We start from the raw sequence: 23,761 nt of genomic DNA, 5'->3' as shown, positions 1-23,761 counted from the left end.
GTCGCCCCGGGCGCGCATTCTGAATTCAGGAAGAAATTACATGGCAAATTCCGCACAAGCCCGCAAGCGCGCGCGCCAGGCCGTCGCCCAGAACGCTCACAACTCGAGCCTGCGTTCGCGTCTGCGCACCGCCGTCAAGGCCGTTCGCAAGGCAATCAACGCTGGTGACAAGGCCGCCGCTGCCGAGATCTTCAAGCAGTCGCAGACCGTGATCGACAGCATCGCCGACAAGAAGATCGTGCACAAGAACAAGGCTGCACGTCACAAGTCGCGCCTGTCGGCTGCCATCAAGTCGATGGCTGCCTGATTGCCGCACGGGCCGCTTCGGCGGTCCTGTAGCAGTCCGAGTGGTACCGCAGTGCGCCGGATCGGCATCGGTCCGGTATGAAAAAAGCTCGTCAATGCGACGAGCTTTTTTGCGTTCTGACGCCAGCTTGGCCCGGGTGTCCGGGCCGGGCAGGGATCTTCAGTCGTTCAGGAAGCAGGCTTCCACCACCTGGAGGTTGTTGTCGCGGGCGAAGTTGAGGACGAAGTCGAGCGCCTTCGGCTCGATGTCGCGCAGGCGGGTGTCGACCACCACGTTCTTCACGCCGGCCACGATCACGGGCCGCACATAGGGCGAGTAGGTCAGGCGGGGATCGCCAGTGTCGCCCTCGGGGCGAAATTGCGCCATCACGCCACACAGCCGCTCCGCCCAATCGCTCGGTCGAAAGGTCTTGCCTTCCTTGGTGAYGCCTTGGATGAAGTATTCGCGAACGTTGGGGGTGGTCATGGGACTGCGGGGATAAGACGGTGACTCGACGGTAAACCCGCTGGACGGGCGCCCGTTTGACGYGTCCGGMSGGCGATTGGTTCGCRCGCATCCGGATGGGAGAGCGGGGCGCTTTGTCTGCGGGGGCACTTTTGATGCCGACGGCGGGCGGTGGCATGGGTATGCCGGGGCCCCGCGTGAATCAGCCAGTATTATATCTTATATAAGACCTGCGCATAGGGGCGAATCCTGTCGGGAAGCTGTCAGCGCGAGCATGCGGGCTGATCTGCCCGGGCTCGCCAAAGCTGGAATAATCCCTTATGATTCTTGCAATTACATTGCGTAAGCGACGCGAAAGGCGGCTCCGCGACACGCTCCGACCCTCAGGGACAGCCAGTACCGGCTTCCGGGTTGCGTGTCCTGATCGAGCCGCCTTCTTTGTTTTATGAGCCCAACCCCGATCAAGCATTACCTCCAGTTCAGCGATTTCGGACCCGAAGAGTACGAATACCTGCTGGACCGCGCGCGGATCCTCAAGGCCAAGTTCAAGAACTACGAGACATGGCACCCGCTGCACGACCGCACGCTGGCCATGATCTTCGAGAAGAATTCCACGCGCACGCGCCTGTCGTTCGAAGCCGGCATCCACCAGCTCGGCGGCCATGCGGTGTTCCTGAACACGCGTGACTCCCAGCTGGGCCGCGGCGAGCCGATCGAGGACGCCGCGCAGGTGATCTCGCGCATGGTCGACATCATCATGATCCGCACGTTCGGCCAGGAGATCCTGGAGCGTTTTGCCGCGCATTCGCGCGTGCCGGTCATCAACGGGCTCACCAACGAATACCACCCGTGCCAGGTGCTGGCCGATATCTTCACCTACATCGAGCAGCGCGGCAGCATTGCCGGCAAGACGGTGGCGTGGATCGGCGATGCCAACAACATGGCGTACACCTGGATCCAGGCCGCCGAGCGCCTGGGTTTCACGTTCCATTTCTCGGCGCCGCCGGGATACCAGCTCGATCCGGCCATGGTGCCGGCCACGGCCGCACACCTCGTCAAGGTGTTCGATAATCCGCTCGATGCCTGCCAGGGCGCGCACCTGGTGACCACCGATGTCTGGACCAGCATGGGCTTCGAGGCCGAGAACGACGTGCGCAAGCGCGCGTTCCAGGACTGGATGGTGACCACGGCGATGATGGACCGCGCCACCGATGACGCGCTGTTCATGCACTGCCTGCCCGCCCACCGTGGCGAGGAAGTGGAAGCGGCGGTCATCGACGGCCCGCGCAGCGTGGTCTGGGAGGAAGCCGAGAACCGCCTCCACGTGCAGAAGGCGCTGATGGAATTCCTGCTCTGCGGCCGCTACTGAACACCGCGCCACACCCGACGAAATGGGGCCTGCAAGGGCCCCGTTTTTACGTCCAAATCCCTGAGGAGAATGAACAAATGAGTCAGTTCGACAATGTTTCCGTCGTCAAGAAGGCCAACCTGTACTTCGACGGCAAGTGCGTGAGCCACACGGTGGTGTTTCCCGATGGCACGCGCAAGACGCTGGGCGTGATCTTCCCGGCCACGCTGAACTTCAATACCGGCGCGCCGGAGATCATGGAGATCAACGGCGGTAGCTGCCGCGTGCGTCTGGCCGGTTCGGAGGAATGGAAGACCTATGCTGCGGGCCAGCAGTTCGACGTACCGGGCAACAGCAATTTCGATATCGAAGTGACCGAGACGCTGGACTACGTCTGCCACTTTGGCTGATTTGCCGGGGTGAGGGGGCCGCGCAGCGGCCTCAGAGGATCACCGGCTCCGGCTCGATCCGCACGCCGAAGCGCGCCTGGACCGTATCGACGATGCGGTCCGCCAGCTTCAGCAGCGCGGCACCCGTGCCGCCGCCGTGGTGTACCAGCACCAGCGCCTGTTTACCGTAGACGCCCACCGGGCCGTCGTCCAACCCCTTGAACCCGCACTGATCGATCAGCCAGCCCGCCGCGAGCTTGTAGCCGCCATCGGGCTGTGGATAACTGACCAGCGACGGGTGCGCGGCCAGCAGCGCGTTGCGCAGCGCGGCATCGACCACAGGATTTTTGAAGAAACTGCCAGCGTTGCCGATCTGGGCCGGGTCCGGCAGCTTGCGCGAGCGAATGGCCACCACGGCATCGCGGACCCGGGCCGCATCGGGCGCCGCCACGGGGTCCAACTCGCGCGCCAGTTCGCCATAGTTGAGCACCGGCACCCACGCCTTCGGCAGGCGCAGCGTGACGGCGGTGATCAGGTAGCGCTCGCGCCCCTCGCGCTTGAACAGGCTGTCCCGGTAGCCGAATGCGCACTGTTCGCGATCCAGGGTGACGAAGACGCCAGTCTGGCGGTCATAGGCGCGCAGGCTGGCGAAGCGCTCGCGCAACTCCACGCCATAGGCGCCGATGTTCTGGATCGGCGCCGCGCCGGCCGTGCCGGGGATCAGGGCGAGGTTTTCCAGCCCGGGGTGGCCGTCCGCGATGGTGCGGCCCACCAGCCCGTGCCAGTTCTCGCCGGCGCCGGCGGTGACCAGCCAGTCGTCGCCGTCTTCCGCCACCGCGTAGCCGGGAATTTCCATCAGCAGCACCAGCGCGTCGAGGTCGCCAGTCAGCACCACGTTGCTGCCGCCGCCCAGCACCACCAGCGGCAGGCCCTGCGCGCGCGGGTCGGCCAGCGCGGCCAGCAGGTCGGCTTCGGAGCGAATGTGGGCCGCGAGGCGCGCCCGGACATCGAAACCGAATGTATTGTGCCGGCGCAGGGGATAGAATTCGTGGAAATCTGCCATCAAGGGAAGGGTTTGCGGCCGCCGCGGCGGGCGACCCGGACTGCGGGGTAGGCCCGATTATACGTAGGAGAATCGAAAATGCCGTCGTTCGACGTAGTGTGTGAAGCCAATATGGTGGAAGTGAAGAACGCCGTGGAGCAGTCCAACAAGGAAATCTCCACGCGCTTCGACTTCAAGGGCTCCGACGCCCGTGTGGAGCAGAAGGAAGGCGAGCTGACCGCGTTTGCCGACGATGACTTCAAGCTCGGCCAGGTCAAGGACGTACTCATCAACAAGATGGCCAAGCGCAACGTGGACGTGCGCTTCCTCGACTACGGCAAGACCGAGAAGATGAGCGGCGACAAGCTCAAGCAGGTCATCACGATCAAGAAGGGCGTGACTGGCGACCTGGCCAAGAAGATCGTCCGCATGATCAAGGACAGCAAGATCAAGGTGCAGGCCAGCATCCAGGGCGACGCCGTGCGCGTCTCCGGCACCAAGCGCGACGACCTGCAGTCGGTGATCGCGCTGCTGCGCAAGGATGTTTCCGACGCGCCGCTGGACTTCAACAACTTCCGCGACTAAGCGCCCGCCGGCGCGGCGGCCTGCGCCGCGCCGAGACCTGTCTTATTGCGCCTGCCGCGCCTGCTGCGGCAGGCCGCCAATCTTCGCGCCCGGCTTGATGCCCTTCTGCGCGAACCATCCCTTGTTCATCTCGAGCGCATAGCGCACCGCCGCGCGCGGGCAGTGGTTGTCTTCGCTCTGCGGGGCCATGTCCTCGATGTTCACGATGCTGCCGTCGTCGGCCAGGAAGGCGATCGAGAGCGGCAGGTTCGTGTTCTTCATCCAGAAGCAGTGACCCGCCTTCTCATCGAAGACGAACAGCATGCCGGCGTTGGCGGGCATGGTCTTGCGATACATCAGGCCACGCTCGCGCGCCTCCGGGGAGGCGGCCACTTCGGCCTGGATGGCATACATGCCGGCCGTCAGCGGGATCACGGGCAGCGCGGCCTGCGCCTGGGCGAGGCTGGCGAAGGACGTCAGCGCGGCGGCGCCGGCGGCCAGCAGAATCTTGGGCACGAGTTGCATGGCTTGGGAGAGGATTTGGATGTTCGACCGCCGAGAGCATAGCGCAGCCCGGCGCCACCGCGCTTGCGCGGACACATCGGCGCAAGAAAAAAGGCAGGCCGCCGATGCGCGCCTGCCTTTCCGAGGGGCGGCGCGCCGGGCTTGCGCCGGGCCGCCGCAGCACCGCCCTTACTGGGTGGTGGTTGCCGAAGCTGCCTTCTTGGTGGAGGCGTGCTTCGTGTGCTTTTTCTTGCTGGTCTTCGCGGGCTTGGTGGCTTCCTTGGCGGCCGGTGCAGCGTCCGTGGCGGGAGCGGCCGGAGCCTGGGCAAACGCGCCAGTGGCGAACAGTCCGACAACCAGGGCAGCGATCAGTTTTTTCATTGCGAGTACCTCAAAGTGGGTTCTGCGTAGGGAAATCGACGGGACCGTGGCTGTCCCGTCTGCCCTCTGAAACGGCGCGCGCAATCGCGCCGTTGACGTCGCGCTTGTCACTATTTGTAACGGCGCCTTACCGGTGGACGAGCCTGCGGGCGAGGGGATGGCCTTGGCGACGACTGCGGCAGGCCGAGCACGGCCGGGTCGATCTCGCACCAGGCGCCAGGCGCCAGTCCCAGCTCGGGCAAGGCCAGCGCGCCGATGCCCACGCGCACCAGCCGCAGCGTGGGAAACCCCACGGCGGCGGTCATCCGCCTGACCTGGCGATTCTTGCCCTCGCGGATCTGCAATTCCACCCAGGTGGTGGGGATGGCCGCGCGGAACCGGATTGGCGGATCGCGGGTCCAGAGCCAGTTGGGTTCGTCGACGATGCGCGCCGAGGCGGGCAGCGTGCGGAAATCGCCAAGATCGACGCCGGCGCGCAGCGTGGCCAGCGCGGCGGCATCCGGCACCCCTTCGACCTGCGCCAGGTAGGTCTTGGCCAGCTTGTGGTGCGGGTCCGCGATGCGGGCCTGGAGCGCGCCATCATCGGTCAGCAGCAGCAGGCCCTCGCTGTCGGCATCCAGCCGGCCGGCCGGATAGACGCCGGGCACGCGCACGCAGTCGGCCAGCGTCGGCCGCGTAGGGTGCGCGGAGAACTGGCTCATCGTGTTGAACGGCTTGTTCAGGGCAATCAAGGTCATGGGCGCGAAGTATGCCAGCGCGGGCGGACTGCGGACAGCGGCCCGATTTGGCGAATCCCAAATCCATGTTGCATAATAATAAGACTAGTCTTATGTCTTATATAAGACTCATTTGACAATATCCATGCGAACCGAGCAGCGAGGCGGGCTTCCCCTCTACAATGCCTCGCATCAGTCACGCATTGGCGTTGCCGGGCACCGGCCGGGCAGCGGACACAACCCGCAAGTGGAGACGTTCATGTACCAGCACATCAAGGTCCCGGCAGGCGAGAAGATCACGGTCAACGCCGACTCCTCGCTCAACGTGCCGGACAATCCCATCATTCCGTATATCGAGGGCGACGGCACGGGTGTGGATATCACCCCGGTGATGCTCAAGGTGGTGGACGCAGCCGTGGAAAAGGCCTACGGCGGCAAGCGCAAGCTGGCCTGGATGGAGATCTACGCCGGCGAGAAGTCCACGCGCCTCTACGGCCCGGACGTGTGGCTGCCGGACGAGACGTTGCAGGTGGTGAAGGACTACGTGGTGTCGATCAAGGGTCCGCTGACCACGCCGGTGGGCGGCGGCATCCGCTCCCTGAACGTGGCGCTGCGCCAGCAGCTCGACCTTTACGTCTGCCTGCGCCCGGTACGCTACTTCAAGGGCGTGCCCTCGCCGGTGCGCGAGCCGGAGAAGATCGACATGGTGATCTTCCGCGAGAATTCGGAAGATATCTATGCCGGCATCGAGTGGGAGGCTGGCAGCGAAGGTGCCAAGAAGCTGATCAAGTTCCTGCAGGACGAGATGGGCGTCAAGAAAATCCGATTCCCGGAGACGTCGGGCATCGGCGTGAAGCCGGTTTCGCGCGAGGGCACGCAGCGGCTGGTGCGCAAGGCGATCCAGTATGCAATCGACAACGACAAGCCGTCGGTCACGCTGGTGCACAAGGGCAACATCATGAAGTTCACCGAGGGTGGCTTCCGTGACTGGGGCTATGAGCTGGCGCTGCAGGAATTCGGCGCGGAGCTGGTCGACGGCGGCCCGTGGTGCAAGCTGAAGAATCCGAAGACGGGCCGCGATATCGTCATCAAGGACGCGATTGCCGATGCCTTCCTGCAGCAGATCCTGCTGCGTCCGGCCGAGTATTCGGTCATCGCCACGCTGAACCTGAACGGCGATTATGTCTCTGACGCGCTGGCGGCCCAGGTGGGCGGCATCGGCATTGCGCCGGGCGCGAATATGTCCGACACCGTGGCCATGTTCGAAGCCACCCACGGCACTGCGCCGAAATATGCCGGCAAGGATTATGTGAATCCAGGCTCGGAAATCCTCTCGGCAGAAATGATGCTGCGCCACATGGGCTGGACCGAAGCGGCCGACCTGATCATCCGGTCGATGGAAAAATCGATCCAGTCGAAAAAGGTGACCTACGACTTCGCGCGGCTGCTGGAAGGCGCCACGCAGGTGTCCTGCTCGGGGTTCGGACAGGTGATGATCGACAATATGTAAGGGCGGTTCCGGCCTCACTGGCCGAAGTCGAAGACAAAACCCCGGTGGCTGAAAGGCCGCCGGGGTTTTTTGTTGGATTGCGGGTACCCCTTACTGACTCAATCCAATCGTCCGCCCATTCAACGGCTGTACCGGCCGGGCGTTCATTGGATAAAGCGCCTTGAATGCCGCGATCTGCGCCGCCGAGATTCCTACCGGCTGCTTTATCACGTGCCACAGCACGCCCTCGCTGCATGGCGGCGTGGTCAAGCTGCCGGTGTAGGCAAAATAGGTGCGATCCTTCGGCAGCAATGCCTCCGGGTTCAACGTGCCAGCCAGTTTCACCGGCTCGGCGCCGTGGGCCGGCATGGACGAGAAAACCTGTTCGATGATTGGATTGGCGCCGCCCTCCTCGAATAGCACGGCCACGACGGCGAATTGCCCGGTACTGTTCATATGGACCATGTGCGCGACCATCGGATAGGTCTTGCCGTCGATGACCTCTTCGCTCGGGGTATGGAAGTGGAACTGGATGAGTTCGTAGTCGCCCGAAGGCAGGTGCGCCTTGCTGCCGCTCTCTGGCCGCACGGCGATGGTGTGGCCGTTGTTGAGCACCTTGGCGCTGCCGGCGGCGTACGCGAAGTGGATCGGCTTGAACCCGCCGGGCACGGCACCGCGGATGTCAATCGGCGATTGTTCCTTGCCGAGCTTGCAAGTCGCGTATTCGGCGTCCAGGTCGCCCCAGGCGGGGCTTTCGTAGGTCCACGGTGCGTGATGCGGCGCTGCCGCAATCGCGCTCAAGGCGCACGTGGATAAGAGGACGGCGGACAGCAACTGTTTCATGTGAAATTCCGTTTCTGAGGGGCGCGGCGCGCAGTCTACCGGCTCGCGTGCCGGACCAGAACGTCAAGACGGTATTTTCAGAAATGCACGATGTGCATGCCGCCGCGCCATATGCATTGCACCGCGACATGGTCCCTTCTGGCGATTGACCTCGCCATCCGCTACAACATCAGAACTCAGTGTTTTACGAGGAGACCTTCATGGATGACCCGTTTGGAAGACGCGCGCTCGGGGCGGCGCTCTTCTACAAGGATCCGCTGACCGCGCTCGACTGGCTCGAACGCGCGTTTGGCTTCGAGCGCGTGATGGTGATTACCGACAAGGAGGGCCATCTCGTGCATTCGGAGATGCGCTATCGCGACAGTTACCTGATGGTGGGGAGCGAGTGGGCCGACTACACGGCCAGCCCGGCGTCGGTTGGCGGCAAGAACACGCAGGCGGTGCACGTGCACATGCCGGACGGTCTCGACGACCATTGCGAGCGGGCGCGCGCCGCCGGCGCGGTGATCGTGCGCGAGCCGGAAGACCAGTTCTACGGCGATCGCGTCTATTCGGCGCGCGACCCGGAGGGCCATGTCTGGAGTTTCGGGCAGTCGGTGCGCAAGGTCAGCCGCGAGGCGGCCGAGCTGTCCAGCGGGCTGAATATCGAGGGGTGGACTGGCTGACGCATGCCGCGCCGACCGTGCAAAACAAGAAGCCCGGTTTTCACCGGGCTTCTTGTTGGATGCGTGGCGTGTCGCTTGTGAACCGCTACTGCAGCGTGCCGCGCTGGCGGACCAGCGTGGCACAGGATCCCGTTCCGGGGGAGCGCGTCCCCCCGCATCCGTTTGACCGCCGCGGCTCTGAGGCCCGTACGGTCGCGGCGCGACTTTTACTGCGCGTCCTGGATATTCGTGGCCTGCTTGCCCTTAGGGCCCTGCACCACCTCGAACTCCACGCGCTGGCCTTCCTTCAGCGTCTTGAAACCCGCCATCTGGATTGCCGAAAAGTGCGCAAACAGTTCTTCCTCGCCATCGTCCGGCTTGATAAAACCGAAACCCTTGGCGTCATTGAACCATTTGACGATACCGCTAGCCATAAACTCCCCCAACGAAAAAACAGATTTTCAAGCGGGGAAACCTGTGGCCAGCCGCATGACGCCGGCGCGCCCGCCGGGCCGATCCTTGTCGGATTCGGCCGGTGGAATCGCCGGGTCTTGTGGAGCGCGTGGCAAGACATTGCGATCCGCCTGATAATCAGGTGGAAAACGTCGTGCCGACGCCGGTCGTGGGCCTCCCTGCTCACGGAATCATCCGGGCCGGCCTTGTACGTTTGGCTCGCCGGTCGGGCCTGGATGTGCGACCGATTTTTCTGGCAAACCACCATACTGTCAAGCTGGCAGATTCCCCACTCGGCGTAGGGTGTGGCGGGATTGAAACGGCGCGGAATGGTACCTTTGCGACAGGCGTGCAGCCTGCCCGAAGGCCGGGCGCGCCGTGCACCACGGACGTGCGGCGTAAGTCGTTTGCGGCATTTCCGTGCGTTCGGACACGTTGGAACTTTCCGAAGGTGTGGCCCTTGAATACGTGGCCATTTCCCCAAATTGCAGACTTGTGAGTAAGGGTTAGAATAAAGCCATGGCGACACGGCTGGCGAATACCCCACAACGCGAGACAGGCACCGTCATCGAACGGAAGGAGCAACAGCTCAAACCCCCGGCGATGTACAAGGTGGTCCTGCTCAACGACGACTACACACCGATGGAGTTCGTCGTGATGATCCTGCAGCAGTATTTCAGCAGGGACCGGGAAACGGCGACGCAGATCATGCTCACCGTCCACCGGGAAGGCAAGGGCGTTTGCGGTATCTACACGCGGGATATCGCGGCGACCAAGGTCGAGCTTGTATCAACCCATGCGCGGCAGGCGGGCCACCCGTTGCAGTGCGTGATGGAGGAAGCATGATTGCGCAAGAATTGGAAGTAAGCCTGCACATGGCTTTTGTCGAAGCCCGCCAGGCGCGCCACGAGTTCATTACCGTGGAACACCTGCTGCTGGCGTTGCTCGACAACCCGACGGCAGCCGAAGTGCTGCGCGCGTGCGCAGCCAATATCGAGGACTTGCGCACCAGCCTGAAGAACTTCATTGCCGATAACACCCCAGTCGTACCGGGGTCGGACGAGGTGGACACGCAACCCACGCTGGGCTTCCAGCGGGTGATCCAGCGCGCCATCATGCACGTGCAGTCCACGTCCAACGGCAAGAAGGAAGTCACTGGCGCCAATGTTCTGGTGGCTATCTTCGGCGAAAAGGACTCACATGCGGTCTACTACCTGCAACAGCAGGGAGTGACGCGCCTCGATGTCGTCAATTTCATCAGCCACGGCATCCGCAAGGACCAGTCCGAGCCGGCCAAGCACGGCGAGGGTAATGCCGAGGGCGAGGGTGGCGACGGCAAGGAAAGTCCGCTCGAGCAGTACACCCAGAACCTGAACGCCCTGGCCAAGGCCGGCAAGATCGATCCACTGATTGGCCGGGATTCCGAGGTGGAGCGCGTGGTGCAGGTGCTGTGCCGCCGACGCAAGAACAACCCGCTGCTGGTGGGCGAGGCTGGCGTGGGCAAGACCGCCATCGCCGAGGGTCTGGCGTGGCGCATCACGAAGAACGAGGTGCCCGACATCCTGGAAAAGGCTGTCGTGTACTCGCTCGACATGGGCGCGCTGCTGGCCGGCACCAAGTATCGGGGCGATTTCGAACAACGCCTGAAGGGCGTGCTGAAGTCGCTCAAGGACAATCCGAACGCGATCCTGTTCATCGACGAAATCCACACGCTGATCGGCGCAGGCGCCGCCTCGGGCGGCACGCTGGACGCCAGCAACCTGCTCAAGCCGGCGCTGTCGTCTGGGGCGCTCAAGTGCGTCGGTGCGACCACGTTCACCGAATATCGCGGCATTTTCGAGAAAGATGCGGCCTTGTCGCGTCGTTTCCAGAAGATCGACGTGGTCGAGCCCTCGGTAGACCAGACCGTGCAGATCCTGCGTGGCCTGAAGTCTCGCTTCGAGGAGCACCACGGCGTCAAGTACGCCGCCGCGGCACTGACTGCTGCAGCCGAGCTGTCAGCGCGCTTCATCACCGACCGTCATCTGCCGGACAAGGCCATTGATGTGATCGATGAGGCAGGTGCTGCGCAGCGCATCCTGCCGAAGTCGAAGCAGAAGAAGACCATTGGCAAGGGCGAGATCGAGGACATCGTCTCGCGCATCGCGCGGATCCCGCCGCAGAGCGTGAACCAGGACGATCGCAGCAAGCTGCAGACGCTGGATCGCGACCTGAAGTCGGTGGTGTTCGGGCAAGACCCGGCCATCGAGGCGCTGTCGTCGGCCATCAAGATGTCGCGGGCTGGCCTGGGCAAGACGGACAAGCCGATCGGCTCGTTCCTGTTCTCGGGCCCGACCGGCGTCGGCAAGACCGAAGTCGCCAAGCAGCTCGCCTTCATCATGGGCATCGAGTTGCTCCGCTTCGACATGTCCGAATACATGGAGCGCCACGCGGTCAGCCGCCTGATCGGTGCGCCTCCGGGCTATGTCGGCTTCGATCAGGGTGGTTTGCTGACCGAGGCGGTGACGAAGAAGCCGCACTGCGTGCTGCTGCTCGATGAGATCGAAAAGGCACATCCGGATATTTTCAATATCCTGCTGCAGGTGATGGACCATGGGGCGCTGACCGATAACAACGGCCGGCGCGCTGACTTCCGCAACGTGATCATCATCATGACCACGAACGCGGGGGCGGAGACCATGAACCGCGCCACGATCGGCTTCACGAGCGCGCGCGAGCAGGGCGACGAAATGGCGGACATCAAGCGTATGTTCACGCCGGAGTTCCGCAACCGCCTGGACGCGACCATCAGCTTCCGTTCGCTGGATGAGGAAATCATCCTGCGCGTGGTGGACAAGTTCCTGATGCAACTGGAAGAGCAGTTGCACGAGAAGAAGGTGGAAGCGAGCTTCACCGAGACCCTGCGCAAGTTCCTGGCCAAGAAGGGCTTCGATCCGCTGATGGGTGCGCGGCCGATGCAGCGCCTGATCCAGGACATGATCCGCAAGGCACTTGCCGACGAACTGCTGTTCGGCAAGCTGGTGACCGGCGGCAAGGTGGTCGTGGACCTGGACGAGGGCGATCAGATCAAGCTGACGTTCTCCGAGGCCGATCCGGAACCGCCGGAGGCACCGGAAAGCGAACAGCGCGCCGAGGCCTGAACCTGACGAGGCGTTGCGGGCCGGCCTCAGTGCCGGCCCGTTTGTTCCTGGATTGTTCCATTTCTGGGCGATCAACGATGCCCGCGCCAGCAACGTGGGCGATCATCGGGCAAAATAGAGGGTGGCGGCGTGCCGCCCTTTCTTTTTTGTACGCGGTCGGTTGACCGCCCAGCCTGAGTTATCGATGTCTTCTCCCGAACGCGCGCGGCTCCGCCGCCTGCTGCTCAAGACGCTGCCGATGGGGGCCATGCTGGCGTYCTTCGCTGCCGTGACCCATGCCGACACTGGTATCGGCAACCGGCCGATTGCGATGGTGTTGCCGTTCCCACCGGGTGGCAGCGTGGACATCGTCGCGCGCCAGCTGCAACCGGGGCTGAAGACTGGCCTCGGCCAGACCGTCGTGGTCGACAACAAGCCCGGCGCGGGCGGCCTGATCGCCAGCAGCACCGTGGCGCGCGCCAAGCCGGACGGCACGACGCTGCTGATGGCGTTCGATACGCACGCGATCAACCCATTTGCGTACAAGAACCTCCCGTACGACACCTTCAAAGACTTCACGCCGATTACCCAGTTGGTGCGTTTTCCGCTGGTCATTGCCGCGAACCCGGGCGTGGGTGCATCGAACGTCAAGGAATTGATCGAGCTGGCCAAGGCCAAGCCGGGCGGCATCCGCTACGCCTCGTCGGGCATCGGCAGCCTGAATCAGCTTGCCGCCGAGGCGCTGGCCACCGAGGCCGGCGTGCAGTTCCTCCACGTGCCCTACAAGGGCGGCGGCCCTGCCGTGCAGGCCGTGCTGGCGGGCGAGGTGGACGTGTTCTTCAGCAGCTTCGCGGCAGTGCAGGCGCACGTCGCGGCCAAGACCATCAAGGTGCTTGGCGTGACTGGCACGAGCCGCATCCGCCAGTTGCCGCAGGTGCCGACCGTGGCCGAGCAGGGCTTCAAGGGCTTCGAGGCCTATTCGTGGATCGGCGTGTTCGGCCCGGCCGGCATGCAGCCCGCCACGGTGATGCGACTGCACGACGCGTTGGCGGAATCGATCCGTCAGCCCAAGGTGGTCGAGGCGCTGTCGGCACAGGGGTTCGAGATCGCCGTGGGTACGCCGGCGGACCTCGGCAACCTGGTGCGGCACGAGCACGACAAATGGCAGGCCGTGGCCCGCAAGGCCAATATCCAGTTCGAATAAGCGATGACGGCTGTCTCCGAACCGTTCGATCACGCCGTGGTGGTCTGCGGCGATCTTGATGCCGCCGCCGCCAATTGGCGTGCACTCGGCTTCACATTGACCCCGCGCGGCTATCACACGCTTGGTTCGCAGAACCACTGCATCATGCTGGCGCGCGATTATCTCGAGCTGCTCCACGTGACCGCGCCGAGCCCGAGCCGCCAGTATTACTGGGACGCCCAGCAGCGCGGCGACGGTTGCGCGGCGATGTCCTGCAAGAGCCGCGATGCGTTTGCCACGGCGGCACGACTGCGTGCGGCGGGCTACAAGACATCCGATCCGATCGAATTCTCTCGGCCGGTGCGGCTGGACGATGGTTCGGAGCATCCGGCCACCTTCCGCGTGACGGCTCTCGACGAGGCCCCCGGCGCGCGTTACTTCGTCTGCGAGCACCGCACGCCCGAGCTGCTGTGGCGTCCGGAATGGCTGGCGCACGCAAACGGCGCCACCGCCATCGAGGCAGCCTACTTGGTTGTGGAAGCGGGGCAGGTGGGGGCGGCGGCTGCCGCCTATGTGGAGATCACGGCCGGCAAGCTGATTGCCGCCGATGATCGCGTCGCGCGCATCGCGGTGGATGGCGCCGAACTGGTTATCTCGACGGCCGCCGCGCTCGCCGAGGTGACGGGTACGCTACAAATTACCGCCGAATCGACGGGCTATGCCGCGATCCGGCTCAGGACCTCGGATCTGGCGAAAGCGCGCACTTGCTGGGGCACGCAGTCGATTGCCACCGTGGACCTTGGCCCGCAGGCCACACTGATCCCGGCGGCCAGCGCCAACGGCGTGGCGCTGATCTTCGCGCAGGCCTGATCGAGCCTTACAGGTTCGGCGCTCAGCCGGCCTTGGCGTGATGCACGCCGGTCGAGCCAAAGCCGCCCGCGCCGCGGGCGGTGTCCGCCGAGAACTCGGTCACGGTCGTGAATACGGGCCGCAGCACCGGCACGAACATCATCTGGGCGATGCGCTCGCCGGGCTGGATCACGATCGGCTCGGTGCCGGGCGCATTGCGATTCCACACACTCACCATGATTTGGCCTTGGTAATCGGCGTCGATCACCCCGATCGAATTGCCGAGCACGAGACCTTTCTTATGTCCCAGGCCCGAACGCGGCACGATGGTGGCGGCCATGTACGGATTGCCCATGTGCACGGCGATGCCGGCCGGCACCAGTTGCGCGGCGGTGCCGGGGGCGATGCTGACCGGGCCGTCCACGCAAGCATGCAGGTCGATGGCGGCGGCCATGTCGCTCTGGTAGGCCGGCAGGCCCCAGTCATTGAGGCGGGTGTCCAGGACCTTGATTTCAACGGCGGGGTTCAGGGGTGCGGTCATGTGCAAATCCGGGTAGTTGGCTCAGGAAAGAGCCAGGAAAGTATCTGAAGAAGGCGGGATGGGATGATACCGCGCGTGCGCGGCTCAGCCGGCCGACGCGCCGGAGAGGTCGAACGCCTCGGCGAGCAACTGGTAGGTGCGCAGCCGCGCCGCGTACGAAGCCGTCACGCTCAGCACCACCAGCTCATCGGCCGCGAAGCGCTCGCGCAGCGCCAGCATGCGCTCGGCCACCACCTCGGGCGTGCCGCAGATGGTGCGCGGACGTTCGCGCTCGATGATCATGCGATCGCGCTCGCTCGGCGTGAAATCGGCCGCCTGGGCCAGCGAGGGGATCGGCGCGTTGACGCCATACGCCATCTGCAGGCGGCGGATGTCCACGGCGCGCTCCAGTTCTGCCGCTTCCGCCTCGGTATCGGCGCAGATCACGAAGACCGCCGCCGCGCTGTAGGGGGCATCCTCATAGCCGGGTTCGAAGCCGGCCCGGTACTGCTGCGCCACGGCGTGCCCGCCATGGGCATTGATGAAGTGGGCGAAGGCAAAGCGGAGGCCGAGCTTGGCGGCCAGCGCGCCGCCGAAATCGCTTGAGCCGAGCACCCAGAGTTCGGGCCGGGTGTCGATGGCCGGCTGCAGCAGCACGCCTTCGGCCACGTGGCCGGGCGGCACCTCGCCGCGCATCAGCCAGGCCAGGTCCTGCACCTGCTGGGGAAACTGGTCGCCCCGGTTGTACTGGCCCATGGACACGGCCTGCGCCGTGCGCATGTCGCCGCCGGGCGCGCGGCCCACGCCCAGATCGATCCGGTTCGGGAACAGGCCTTCGAGCATGCGGAACTGCTCGGCCACCTTGAAGGGGCTGTAGTAGGGCAGCATCACGCCGCCCGAGCCGAGCCGAATACGGTTTGTCACACTGCCGAGCCGCGCCAGCATGACCTCGGGCGCCGGGTTGCACACGCCCTGCAGGCCATGGTGCTCGGCGCACCAGTAGCGGGTGTAGCCGAGGTCGTCGGCGAGTTGGGCCAGTTCGACGGTGGCGGCCAGCGCGTCGCGCGCGCTGTGGCCGGCAATCACCGGGCTCTGGTCGAGCACGGACAGGCGCAATTTGGGACGATTCACAGCAGTCATGCTTACGAAGGCTCAGACGGGTTTGCGCGGCAGGCGTTGGCCGATGGCGGCCACGAGGTCGCGTGCGAGCGAGAGCTTGTCCGCGCGCGGCAGCCGGGTCATGCCGCCCGCATCGAACAGCACGATCTCGTTGTCGTCCATACCGAAGGTGTGGTGGCCGATGTTGCCCACCAGCAGCGGCACGCCCTTGCGCTGGCGCTTCTGCTCGCCGTACTGCTCCAGGTTCTCGCTTTCGGCGGCGAACCCCACGCAATAGGGCGCATCGGCGCGCGCGGCCACGGCGGCCAGGATGTCCGGATTCTGGATGAACTGCAGCGTTGGCGTGTCGGTGTCGTTGGCCTTCTTGAGCTTCTGCCGGGAGACCTCGGCGGGGCGCCAGTCGGCCACCGCTGCCACGGCGACGAAGACGTCGACATCACGCAACTGCGCCATCACCGTGTCGTGCATCTGCTGGGCGCTGCGCACGTCGGTGCGCACCACGCCGCGCGGCGTCTCCAGCGCGGTGGGGCCGGCCACGAGCAGGACATCGGCGCCGGCCTCGCGAGCGGCGCGGGCAATCGAGAAGCCCATCTTGCCCGACGACAGGTTGGTGATGCCGCGCACAGGATCGATCGCCTCGAAAGTCGGCCCAGCCGTGATCAGCACGCGCTTGCCGGCGAGCGGCTTGGGCTGGAAGAAGGCGACGAGATCCTCGACGATCTCCGCCGGTTCCAGCATCCGACCGTCGCCAATCTCGCCGCACGCCTGGTCGCCGGTGCCCGGGCCGAGGATCGCCACGCCGTCCGCGCGCAGTTGCGCGGCGTTGCGCTGCGTGGGCGCGGCGGCCCACATCTGGCGGTTCATCGCCGGCGCCACCAGTAGCGGGCATTCACGCGCGATGCAGAGCGTTGTCAGCAGATCGTCGCACAGGCCGTTGGCCACCTTGGCCAGGAAATCGGTGGAGGCTGGGGCGATCAGGATGGCATCGGCCTCGCGCGAGAGGTCGATGTGGGCCATGTTGTTATCGATGCGCGCGTCCCACTGCGACAGGAACACGGGTCGCCCCGAGAGCGCCTGCATGGTCACGGGCGTGATGAAGTGCGTTGCCGCCTCGGTCATCGCCACCTGCACGGTGGCCCCGGCCTTGGTCAGCAGGCGGACCAGCTCGGCCGACTTGTAGCAGGCGATGCCGCCGGTCAGGCCAAGGACGATGTGCTTGCCTCGCAGATCCATGGGTAGGCTCTCAGGGTTCCAGTCAGTGACGACGAACGCGTCGCAGTTCGTCCAGAATCAGCAGCACCGCGCCGACCGTGATGGCGCAATCGGCCACGTTGAACGCCGGGAAATGCATGTTGCGCCAGTGGAAGTCGAGGAAGTCGATCACATGGCCGTACAGCACGCGATCCACGACGTTGCCGATGGCGCCGCCCAGGATCAGGGACACCGCCAGGCAGAACAGCTTCTGTCCCGTATGGCGGTACAGCAGCCAGACGATGAACCCGCCCACCACCACGCCCAGCAGCGTGAAGAACCAGCGCTGCCAGCCGCCGGCATCGGCCAGGAAGCTGAACGCCGCGCCCTTGTTATAGACCAGCACGAGGTTGAAGAAGCGCGTGACCGGGCGCGACTCGCCGTACTGGAACGACCGCGTGATCAGGATCTTGAAGAACTGGTCGATCAGGACCACCAGCAGCGCGAAGGCCATCCAGAGCCACGGCGTGACGTTGGCACTGCCACGGCTCTTGGAGGTTTTGCGGGCCGGCGTGGCGCGCGTCGATCGGGTGGAGGACGATGCCATCAGGCGTGGCTCCTGTGTTCACCGGCGCCGAACAGGTTGCTGTCGCAGCGGCCGCAAAGGGTCGGATGTTCGGGGTTATGGCCCACATCGGCGCGGTAATGCCAGCAACGCTCGCACTTTGCGTGCGCCGACGGCGTGACTGTGACGAGCAGGTCGCCGCCTTCCGGCGCGGCCGTGACCTTGGCCGCAGAGGTCAGCAGCACGAAGCGCAGGTCGTCGTGCAGGCTTTGCAGGGCCTCCAGCACCGGGCCACCGGCCGCGATCGTGACTTCGGCCTGCAGCGACGAGCCGATCTCGCCTTCCACACGCACCGACTCCAGCTGCTTGGTCACTTCCGCGCGCACGGCGCGGATTTCGTGCCACTTTTGCAGGAGATCGTCGGCGTTGTCGACGGCGGGCACCGCGTAGTACGTGCTCGTGAAGATGGTGTCCGTGTGCGCGGTGCCGTGGGCGAAGACCTGCCATGCTTCCTCGGCCGTGAACGACAGGAACGGCGCCATCCAGTGCAGCATGGCCTGGGTGATGTGATACAGCGCGTTCTGGGCGGCGCGGCGGGCCTGCGAGTCGGGCGCCGTGGTGTACAGGCGGTCCTTGAGCACGTCCAGGTAGAAGCCGCCCAGGTCTTCCGAGCAGAAGGTCTGGAGCTTGGCCACCACCGGGTGGAACTCGTACGCCTGGTAGTGCGACAGCACTTCCTTCTGCAAGCGGTCCGTCAGGGCCACGGCGTAGCGGTCGATCTCGAGCCATTCCGAGGCCGGCAGCGCATGCTTGGCGTGATCGTAGTCGGTCAGGTTCGACAGCAGGAATCGCAGCGTATTACGAATCCGGCGATAGCCTTCCACCACGCGCTTCAGGATTTCGTCCGAGATCGACAGTTCGCCGGAGTAGTCCGTGGAAGCCACCCACAGGCGGATGATCTCGGCACCCATCTTATTGGAGATGTCCTGCGGCGACACGGTGTTGCCGACCGATTTGGACATCTTGCGACCTTCGCCGTCCACGGTGAAGCCGTGGGTGAGCAGCGCCTTGTAGGGCGGCTTGCCGTACAGCATCGAGGCGGTCAGCAGCGACGAGTGGAACCAGCCGCGGTGCTGGTCCGAGCCTTCGAGGTACAGGTCTGCCAGACGGCCATCGGGGGTATCGGCGGACGGATCGTAGAGGTCGTCGCGGTGCGAGCCACGGATCACGGTCCAGTGCGTGGTGCCGGAGTCGAACCAGACGTCGAGCGTGTCGCGGTTCTTCTCGTAGACGGCGGCCTCATCGCCTAGCAATTCCTTCGGATCGAGCGCCTGCCAGGCCTCGATGCCGTGCTGCTCCACGCGCTGGGCGATCTGCTCCAGCAGCTCCGGCGTGCGCGGATGCAGGGCGCCCGTTTCCTTGTGGACGAAGAACGCCATCGGCACGCCCCATTGGCGCTGGCGCGAGAGCGTCCAGTCCGGGCGGTTGGCGATCATATTGTGCAGCCGCTGCTTGCCCCAGGCGGGGAAGAACTCGGTGGCCTCGATGCCGGCCAGCGCGGTTGCGCGCAGCGTGGGGCCGTTGTCGACCGGGTTCACGTCCATCCCCGCGAACCACTGCGAGGTGGCGCGGTAGATGATCGGCGTCTTGTGACGCCAGCAGTGCATGTAGCTGTGCTCGTACTTATGCGAGTTGAACAGGTTTCCAGACTCGCGCAGCACCTCCACGATCTTGGGGTTCGCGGCCCAGATCGACAGCCCGCCGAACAGCGGCAGCGTGCTGGCGTAGACGCCATCGCCCATCACCGGGCTGATGATGTCCGCGTCGGGCATGCCGTGCGCCTTGCACGACTGGAAGTCTTCCACGCCATAGGCCGGCGCCGAGTGGACGATGCCGGTACCGGTATCGGTGGTCACGTAGTCGCCGAGGTAGACCGGCGAGGTGCGCGCGTAGCCGGCATCGATCTTGGCCAGCGGGTGGTGGAAGCGGATTTCCGACAGCGCGTCGCCGCGCGCGGTGGCCACCACGCTGCCTTCCAGCGCGTAGGTCTTGAGCTGTTCCTCGACGCGGTCCTTGGCCAGGATCAGGAAGCCGCGCGGCGTGTCCACCAGCGCGTATTCCACTTCCGGGTGCATGTTCAGCGCCTGGTTGCTCGGGATGGTCCACGGCGTGGTGGTCCAGATCACCACCCAGCCGGGCTTGCCTTCGAGCTGCGCCACCGGCACGTGGAAGGCGTGCGCGAGCTTGTCGACTTCCGCGAACGGGAAGCCCACGTCGATCGACAGGTCGGTCTTGTCCTTGTACTCGACCTCAGCCTCGGCCAGCGCCGAACCGCAGTCGAAACACCAGTTCACGGGCTTCAGGCCGCGGAACACGTAACCCTTCTCCATGATCTTGCCCAGCGCACGCAGCTCATCGGCTTCGTTGCTGAAGTTCATGGTCAGGTAGGGGTGGTCCCAGTCGCCCAGCACGCCCAGGCGCTCGAAGTCCACCTTCTGGCGGGCGATCTGTTCGGTGGCGTAGGCGCGGGCCTTGGCCTGCACTTCCTGCACCGGCAGGCCCTTGCCGAATTTCTTCTCGATCTGGATCTCGATCGGCATGCCGTGGCAGTCCCAGCCCGGCACATACACGGCGTCCAGCCCTGTCAGCCCGCGCGCCTTGATGATCATGTCCTTGAGGACCTTGTTCACGGCGTGGCCAATGTGGATGTCGCCGTTGGCATACGGGGGGCCATCGTGCAGCACGAACTTCTTCGCGCCCTTGCGCGCGGCGCGAATCTTCTTGTAGAGCTGCTTGTCCTGCCACTGCTTCACCCATTGCGGCTCGCGCTTGGGCAGGTCGCCACGCATGGGGAAGGGGGTATCCAGCAGGTTCACCGGATACTTGCTTTTCTCGGGCTTGGCGCGTTTCTCGTCGGACATGTTCGATTCTCGGGGCAATTCAGTGGGGCGCGGCGGGTGGAATGGCCGGCGCGCTGGTCATGGGGTATGGCGGGGCGGGTCCCGGCTGCTGCACCTTCGGCAGCGGCCGGCCGCTAGCTAATTCGGTCGGTGGCGGAGGTGGCGAAGTCGCGCCGGCCCGGGCCGGCCTCGGTGCCGCCGGGGGCGGCCAGGCCGAAGAAGGCGCGGGCGTCGAGGGTGTCCTGGGCGATGGCCGCCGTCAGGGCCTCGAGCGTGTCGAAGCGCGCTTCATCGCGCAGCTTCTTCATGAATTCCACGCGGACCAGCTTGCCGTAAAGGTTCTCGTTGAAGTCGAACAGATGCACTTCCAGCAGCACGCGGCCGGCATCCTCGACGGTGGGGCGCACGCCGATGCTGGCCACGCCGGGCAACGGATGATCGGCCAGCCCGTGCACCTGCACCACGAAGATGCCGTTCACGGCGGGCCGCTTGTGCGAGATCTTGAGGTTCAGCGTCGGGAAACCGAGGTCGCGGCCGAGCTTGCGGCCGTGGATCACGTGGCCGCTGATGGCGTAGCCATGGCCCAGCAGGCGTCGGGCGTGTTCGAGGTCGCCATCGGCCAGCGCCTGCCGCACGGCCGAGCTGGAGATACGGATGCCGCCTTCGGAGACGGAGCCCATTTGCTCGACGTCGAAGCCGAACTGGCGGCCCGCTTCCTCAAGATAGGCAAAGTCGCCGGCGCGGCGGGCGCCGAAGCGGAAATCATCGCCCACCAGCACCCAGCGCGCGTGCAGCCCGTGCCAGAGCACGTTCTCGACGAAGGCTTGCGGAGACTGGGCGGCGAAATGGGCGTTGAAGTGTTCCACCACCACGCGGTCCACCCCGTTGCGGCGCAGGGCGTCGAGCTTGTCGCGCAACAGCGCGATGCGCGTGGGCGCGCGCTCGGGTGTGAAGAATTCGCGCGGATGCGGCTCGAACGTCATTACACAGAGCGGCAGGCCGCGGGCATCCGCGGCGGCGCGCGCGCGCGCGAGCAACGACTGGTGGCCGCGATGCACACCGTCGAAATTGCCGATGGTGAGCGCGCAGGGCGCCCGGCTTTCGGCGTTGGGCAGGCCGCGGAAGACTTTCACGAGGACGGCGGACTAAGCGTTTTGGGGAAAGGGGGCATTATAAGGCGAATGGGGCGGCTTGCCCCGCTTTGGGGGCGGACCGGGGCGGGCAGGGCGGCGCCTTGCCCGCAAGCGTTGACTTTGTGCGTCATCCGGCCCGCCAGGCGTGGCGCCCTCAGGCAAAAGGCGGCATGATATGCGCGACTCCGACATGCCACGGCCCCCTTTGAACGCGCTGCTCAACAAGATCTTGCCCCCGCCCGGGCCACAACTGGACACCGAGACGCGGGCCAAGCTGCTTGCCACGGTGCACCGCGTTTCGCCCACCGGCATCGCCGCGTCGGTCCTGCTACCGTGGCTGACCGCCGCTGCCTTCTGGAGCGAGGCCAACCACTTCGCCCTGCTGGCCTGGTGCGCGATCATGGCGGTCCTGACCGCCGGCGGCACCTGGTTCTACCTTGGCTACCAGCGCGACGCCGGCAAAATGAGCCGTTCGGCGCACACGCGCAAGTGGTGGAACCACATGCGCGCGATTGCCTTCCTCACCGGCCTGACCTGGGGCAGCTCCGCGCTGCTCCATCTGTATTCCAGCTCCGTGGTGTTCTCGAGCGTGCTGTACTTGCTCACGCTCGGCGTGCTGGCGGGCGGCGCCACCTCGCAGTCGCCTATCCCGTCGAACCTTGTCTTCGCGGGCGTCCCGATCCTCGTGCCGAATGTCTTGCTGGCCGATTTCGCCTTCCCGAACCATGGCGGCTACGTGCAGGTGCTGCTCGCCCTGTACGCGCTGATGCTGGCGCGGCACGCGCTGAACCTGCAGCAGACGCTGGTGCGCGCCATCCAGCTGGAGAGCGAAAGCCGCCGGCTGGCCAAGCAGTTCCAGGAGGAAAAGGAGCGCGCGCTCCACGCCAGCGAGGAGAAATCCCGCTTCCTGGCCGCTGCCAGCCACGACCTGCGCCAGCCCGTGCATGCGCTGGTCATGCTCGTGGAAGCGTTGCGTGCGCGCAACCAGTCGAGCTCGCTCCATCCGCTGGTGGAGCAGGTGGCGGCCGGCACGCAGACCATCGACCTGCTGTTCCGGTCCTTGCTCGACCTCTCCAAGCTCGAAGGCCGCAAGGTGCTGCCGACGCTGGAGCCCTGCGAGCTGAGTTCGCTGATCAACGATGTCATGAGCCAGTTCGCCGCCGATGCGCGCGACAGCGGCCTGACCCTGAGCCCGCGCGTGCCGAGCGAGCTGTACGCGATGGCCGAGCCGGTGCTGCTGCGCCGCGCGCTGTTCAACCTCGTGCAGAACGCGCTGCGCTATACCAAGCGCGGCGGCGTGCTGGTGACGGCGCGGCAGCGGCGCAAGCACATCCGGCTCGAAGTCTGGGACACCGGCGCCGGCATCACGCCCGAGCACCTGCCGGACATTTTCTCGCCGTATTACCAGGTCCATAACCCGCAGCGCGACCCCTCGCAGGGCCTGGGGCTGGGTCTGGCGATCTTCAAGGAATGCGTGCGGTTGATGCGCGGCACCTACGGCGTGCGCTCGGTGCCGGGCAAGGGCTCGGTGTTCTGGTTCGCGCTGGCGCCGGTGCCGGCGGAGACCATCGAAGCCGTGCGCGCCATGCGCGCCAACGTCCAGGCGCAGGAGGCCAAGCCGGAACGGCTGCGCGGCACCGTGCTCGTGGTGGACGACGACAGCCAGATCCGCAAGGCCTGGATCGCGCTGATGGAGGCGTGGGGCATCCGCGTGGCCTGCGCCGCCCATGGCGCCGAGGCCGACGCGCTGTTCGCCAAGGGGCTGAAGCCGGACATCATCTTCTGCGACCTGCGCCTGCCCGGCAGCGAAAACGGGCTGGACCTGCTCGAACGCTGGCAGACCACGCAGCCCCAGGCGCGCAGCGCGCTGCTCACCGGCGACCTGAAATCGGCGGCGCTCCAGGCGGCCGAGGAGGCGGGCTACTTCGTGCTGCCCAAGCCGGTGGACCCGAGCAACCTGCGCATGCTGCTGCGGCGCTGGCTCCATCCGGCCTGATCGCTGTTCTGCAATGCAAAACGCCACCGCTAGGGGGGTGGCGTTATTGCTTGAAGATCCTA

Annotated in this window: 24 protein-coding genes; 11 read left to right on the top strand and 13 right to left on the bottom strand. The window is 65.4% G+C overall.

The window, feature by feature from the left end; genetic code table 11:
• The first annotated feature begins 40 nt into the window (after positions 1–40).
• Positions 41–307 (top strand): 30S ribosomal protein S20, encoded by a 267-nt coding sequence (rpsT, locus tag AC1DEL_RS16005; protein ID WP_092301032.1) that lies wholly within the window; start codon positions 41–43, stop codon positions 305–307.
• Between the two features lie 159 nt (positions 308–466).
• Here the strand turns inward: rpsT and AC1DEL_RS16000 are convergent, their stop codons facing one another.
• Complete coding sequence (locus AC1DEL_RS16000) at positions 467–772, bottom strand: DUF3579 domain-containing protein (RefSeq protein WP_477159118.1); 306 nt, start codon at positions 770–772, stop codon at positions 467–469.
• A 424-nt stretch (positions 773–1,196) separates the two neighbouring features.
• On the opposite strand from AC1DEL_RS16000, the gene argF reads away from it, so the two are divergent.
• Together argF and ppnP are read left to right on the top strand one after the other, a co-directional pair.
• Positions 1,197–2,120, top strand: coding sequence for an ornithine carbamoyltransferase (argF, locus tag AC1DEL_RS15995; protein WP_092301026.1), 924 nt, complete (start codon positions 1,197–1,199; stop codon positions 2,118–2,120).
• 77 nt (positions 2,121–2,197) lie between these two features.
• Positions 2,198–2,509, top strand: coding sequence for a pyrimidine/purine nucleoside phosphorylase (gene ppnP, locus AC1DEL_RS15990; protein WP_441592300.1), 312 nt, complete (start codon positions 2,198–2,200; stop codon positions 2,507–2,509).
• 31 nt (positions 2,510–2,540) lie between these two features.
• Here ppnP and murB read toward each other — a convergent pair whose 3' ends face one another.
• Complete coding sequence (murB, locus tag AC1DEL_RS15985) at positions 2,541–3,551, bottom strand: UDP-N-acetylmuramate dehydrogenase (RefSeq protein WP_477125978.1); 1,011 nt, start codon at positions 3,549–3,551, stop codon at positions 2,541–2,543.
• Positions 3,552–3,629: 78 nt separating this feature from the next.
• Here murB and AC1DEL_RS15980 point away from each other — a divergent pair, with 78 nt between their 5' ends.
• On the top strand, positions 3,630–4,115 hold the full coding sequence (locus AC1DEL_RS15980) for a YajQ family cyclic di-GMP-binding protein (protein WP_092301017.1): 486 nt from the start codon (positions 3,630–3,632) through the stop codon (positions 4,113–4,115).
• Between the two features lie 42 nt (positions 4,116–4,157).
• On the opposite strand, the gene AC1DEL_RS15975 is transcribed toward AC1DEL_RS15980, so the two are convergent.
• The 3 genes from AC1DEL_RS15975 to AC1DEL_RS15965 form a co-directional block, all read right to left on the bottom strand.
• Entirely contained in the window at positions 4,158–4,619 is a 462-nt protein-coding gene (locus tag AC1DEL_RS15975) for a DUF192 domain-containing protein (protein ID WP_092301014.1), read from the bottom strand.
• A 168-nt stretch (positions 4,620–4,787) separates the two neighbouring features.
• Positions 4,788–4,979: a hypothetical protein gene (locus tag AC1DEL_RS15970; RefSeq protein ID WP_092301011.1), complete on the bottom strand. Its 192-nt coding sequence runs from the start codon at positions 4,977–4,979 to the stop codon at positions 4,788–4,790.
• Positions 4,980–5,089: 110 nt separating this feature from the next.
• The gene (locus tag AC1DEL_RS15965; RefSeq protein ID WP_092301008.1) at positions 5,090–5,716 is read right to left on the bottom strand and encodes a pseudouridine synthase; all 627 of its coding nucleotides are present in this window, start codon (positions 5,714–5,716) and stop codon (positions 5,090–5,092) included.
• Positions 5,717–5,954: 238 nt separating this feature from the next.
• On the opposite strand from AC1DEL_RS15965, the gene icd reads away from it, so the two are divergent.
• Positions 5,955–7,205 (top strand): NADP-dependent isocitrate dehydrogenase, encoded by a 1,251-nt coding sequence (icd, locus tag AC1DEL_RS15960; protein ID WP_441643883.1) that lies wholly within the window; start codon positions 5,955–5,957, stop codon positions 7,203–7,205.
• A 90-nt stretch (positions 7,206–7,295) separates the two neighbouring features.
• Here icd and AC1DEL_RS15955 read toward each other — a convergent pair whose 3' ends face one another.
• Complete coding sequence (locus AC1DEL_RS15955) at positions 7,296–8,027, bottom strand: carbonic anhydrase (protein WP_477125979.1); 732 nt, start codon at positions 8,025–8,027, stop codon at positions 7,296–7,298.
• Between the two features lie 200 nt (positions 8,028–8,227).
• Here AC1DEL_RS15955 and AC1DEL_RS15950 point away from each other — a divergent pair, with 200 nt between their 5' ends.
• On the top strand, positions 8,228–8,692 hold the full coding sequence (locus AC1DEL_RS15950) for a VOC family protein (RefSeq protein WP_092300999.1): 465 nt from the start codon (positions 8,228–8,230) through the stop codon (positions 8,690–8,692).
• A 206-nt stretch (positions 8,693–8,898) separates the two neighbouring features.
• On the opposite strand, the gene AC1DEL_RS15945 is transcribed toward AC1DEL_RS15950, so the two are convergent.
• Entirely contained in the window at positions 8,899–9,105 is a 207-nt protein-coding gene (locus AC1DEL_RS15945) for a cold-shock protein (RefSeq protein WP_092300996.1), read from the bottom strand.
• A 538-nt stretch (positions 9,106–9,643) separates the two neighbouring features.
• Between AC1DEL_RS15945 and clpS the strand changes: the two genes are divergently transcribed.
• The 4 genes from clpS (at position 9,644) to AC1DEL_RS15925 (ending at position 14,296) form a co-directional block, all read left to right on the top strand.
• The gene (gene clpS, locus AC1DEL_RS15940; RefSeq protein ID WP_008644942.1) at positions 9,644–9,970 is read left to right on the top strand and encodes an ATP-dependent Clp protease adapter ClpS; all 327 of its coding nucleotides are present in this window, start codon (positions 9,644–9,646) and stop codon (positions 9,968–9,970) included.
• Complete coding sequence (gene clpA / locus AC1DEL_RS15935; RefSeq protein WP_092300994.1) at positions 9,967–12,264, top strand: ATP-dependent Clp protease ATP-binding subunit ClpA; 2,298 nt, start codon at positions 9,967–9,969, stop codon at positions 12,262–12,264. The genes clpS and clpA overlap by 4 nt, the downstream gene beginning before the upstream one ends.
• 184 nt (positions 12,265–12,448) lie before the next feature.
• On the top strand, positions 12,449–13,447 hold the full coding sequence (locus AC1DEL_RS15930) for a tripartite tricarboxylate transporter substrate binding protein (RefSeq protein WP_477159117.1): 999 nt from the start codon (positions 12,449–12,451) through the stop codon (positions 13,445–13,447).
• Positions 13,448–13,450: 3 nt separating this feature from the next.
• Entirely contained in the window at positions 13,451–14,296 is an 846-nt protein-coding gene (locus tag AC1DEL_RS15925) for a VOC family protein (RefSeq protein WP_477125981.1), read from the top strand.
• A 22-nt stretch (positions 14,297–14,318) separates the two neighbouring features.
• Here the strand turns inward: AC1DEL_RS15925 and dut are convergent, their stop codons facing one another.
• The 6 genes from dut to AC1DEL_RS15895 form a co-directional block, all read right to left on the bottom strand.
• Entirely contained in the window at positions 14,319–14,816 is a 498-nt protein-coding gene (dut, locus tag AC1DEL_RS15920) for a dUTP diphosphatase (RefSeq protein WP_454757327.1), read from the bottom strand.
• A gap of 84 nt (positions 14,817–14,900) precedes the next feature.
• Entirely contained in the window at positions 14,901–15,935 is a 1,035-nt protein-coding gene (locus tag AC1DEL_RS15915; protein WP_454757326.1) for an LLM class flavin-dependent oxidoreductase, read from the bottom strand.
• Between the two features lie 12 nt (positions 15,936–15,947).
• Positions 15,948–17,147 (bottom strand): bifunctional phosphopantothenoylcysteine decarboxylase/phosphopantothenate--cysteine ligase CoaBC, encoded by a 1,200-nt coding sequence (coaBC, locus tag AC1DEL_RS15910; protein WP_477125982.1) that lies wholly within the window; start codon positions 17,145–17,147, stop codon positions 15,948–15,950.
• 22 nt (positions 17,148–17,169) lie between these two features.
• Positions 17,170–17,712, bottom strand: a complete 543-nt coding sequence (lspA, locus tag AC1DEL_RS15905; RefSeq protein WP_092300975.1) for a signal peptidase II — start codon at positions 17,710–17,712, stop codon at positions 17,170–17,172.
• Positions 17,712–20,591, bottom strand: a complete 2,880-nt coding sequence (gene ileS / locus AC1DEL_RS15900) for an isoleucine--tRNA ligase (RefSeq protein WP_477125983.1) — start codon at positions 20,589–20,591, stop codon at positions 17,712–17,714. The genes lspA and ileS overlap by 1 nt, the downstream gene beginning before the upstream one ends.
• Before the next feature lie 113 nt (positions 20,592–20,704).
• Positions 20,705–21,703: a bifunctional riboflavin kinase/FAD synthetase gene (locus AC1DEL_RS15895; protein WP_441592313.1), complete on the bottom strand. Its 999-nt coding sequence runs from the start codon at positions 21,701–21,703 to the stop codon at positions 20,705–20,707.
• Between the two features lie 190 nt (positions 21,704–21,893).
• Here AC1DEL_RS15895 and AC1DEL_RS15890 point away from each other — a divergent pair, with 190 nt between their 5' ends.
• A complete protein-coding gene (locus AC1DEL_RS15890) occupies positions 21,894–23,699 on the top strand; it encodes an ATP-binding response regulator (RefSeq protein ID WP_092301064.1) in 1,806 nt (601 codons plus the stop codon).
• Positions 23,700–23,761 lie beyond the last annotated feature (62 nt).

Source organism: Cupriavidus sp. 10L43_2 (genome assembly GCF_056395265.1).
The sequence above is the reverse complement of the archived record's forward strand: the minus strand, read 5'-3'. Positions and strand labels throughout refer to the sequence as shown.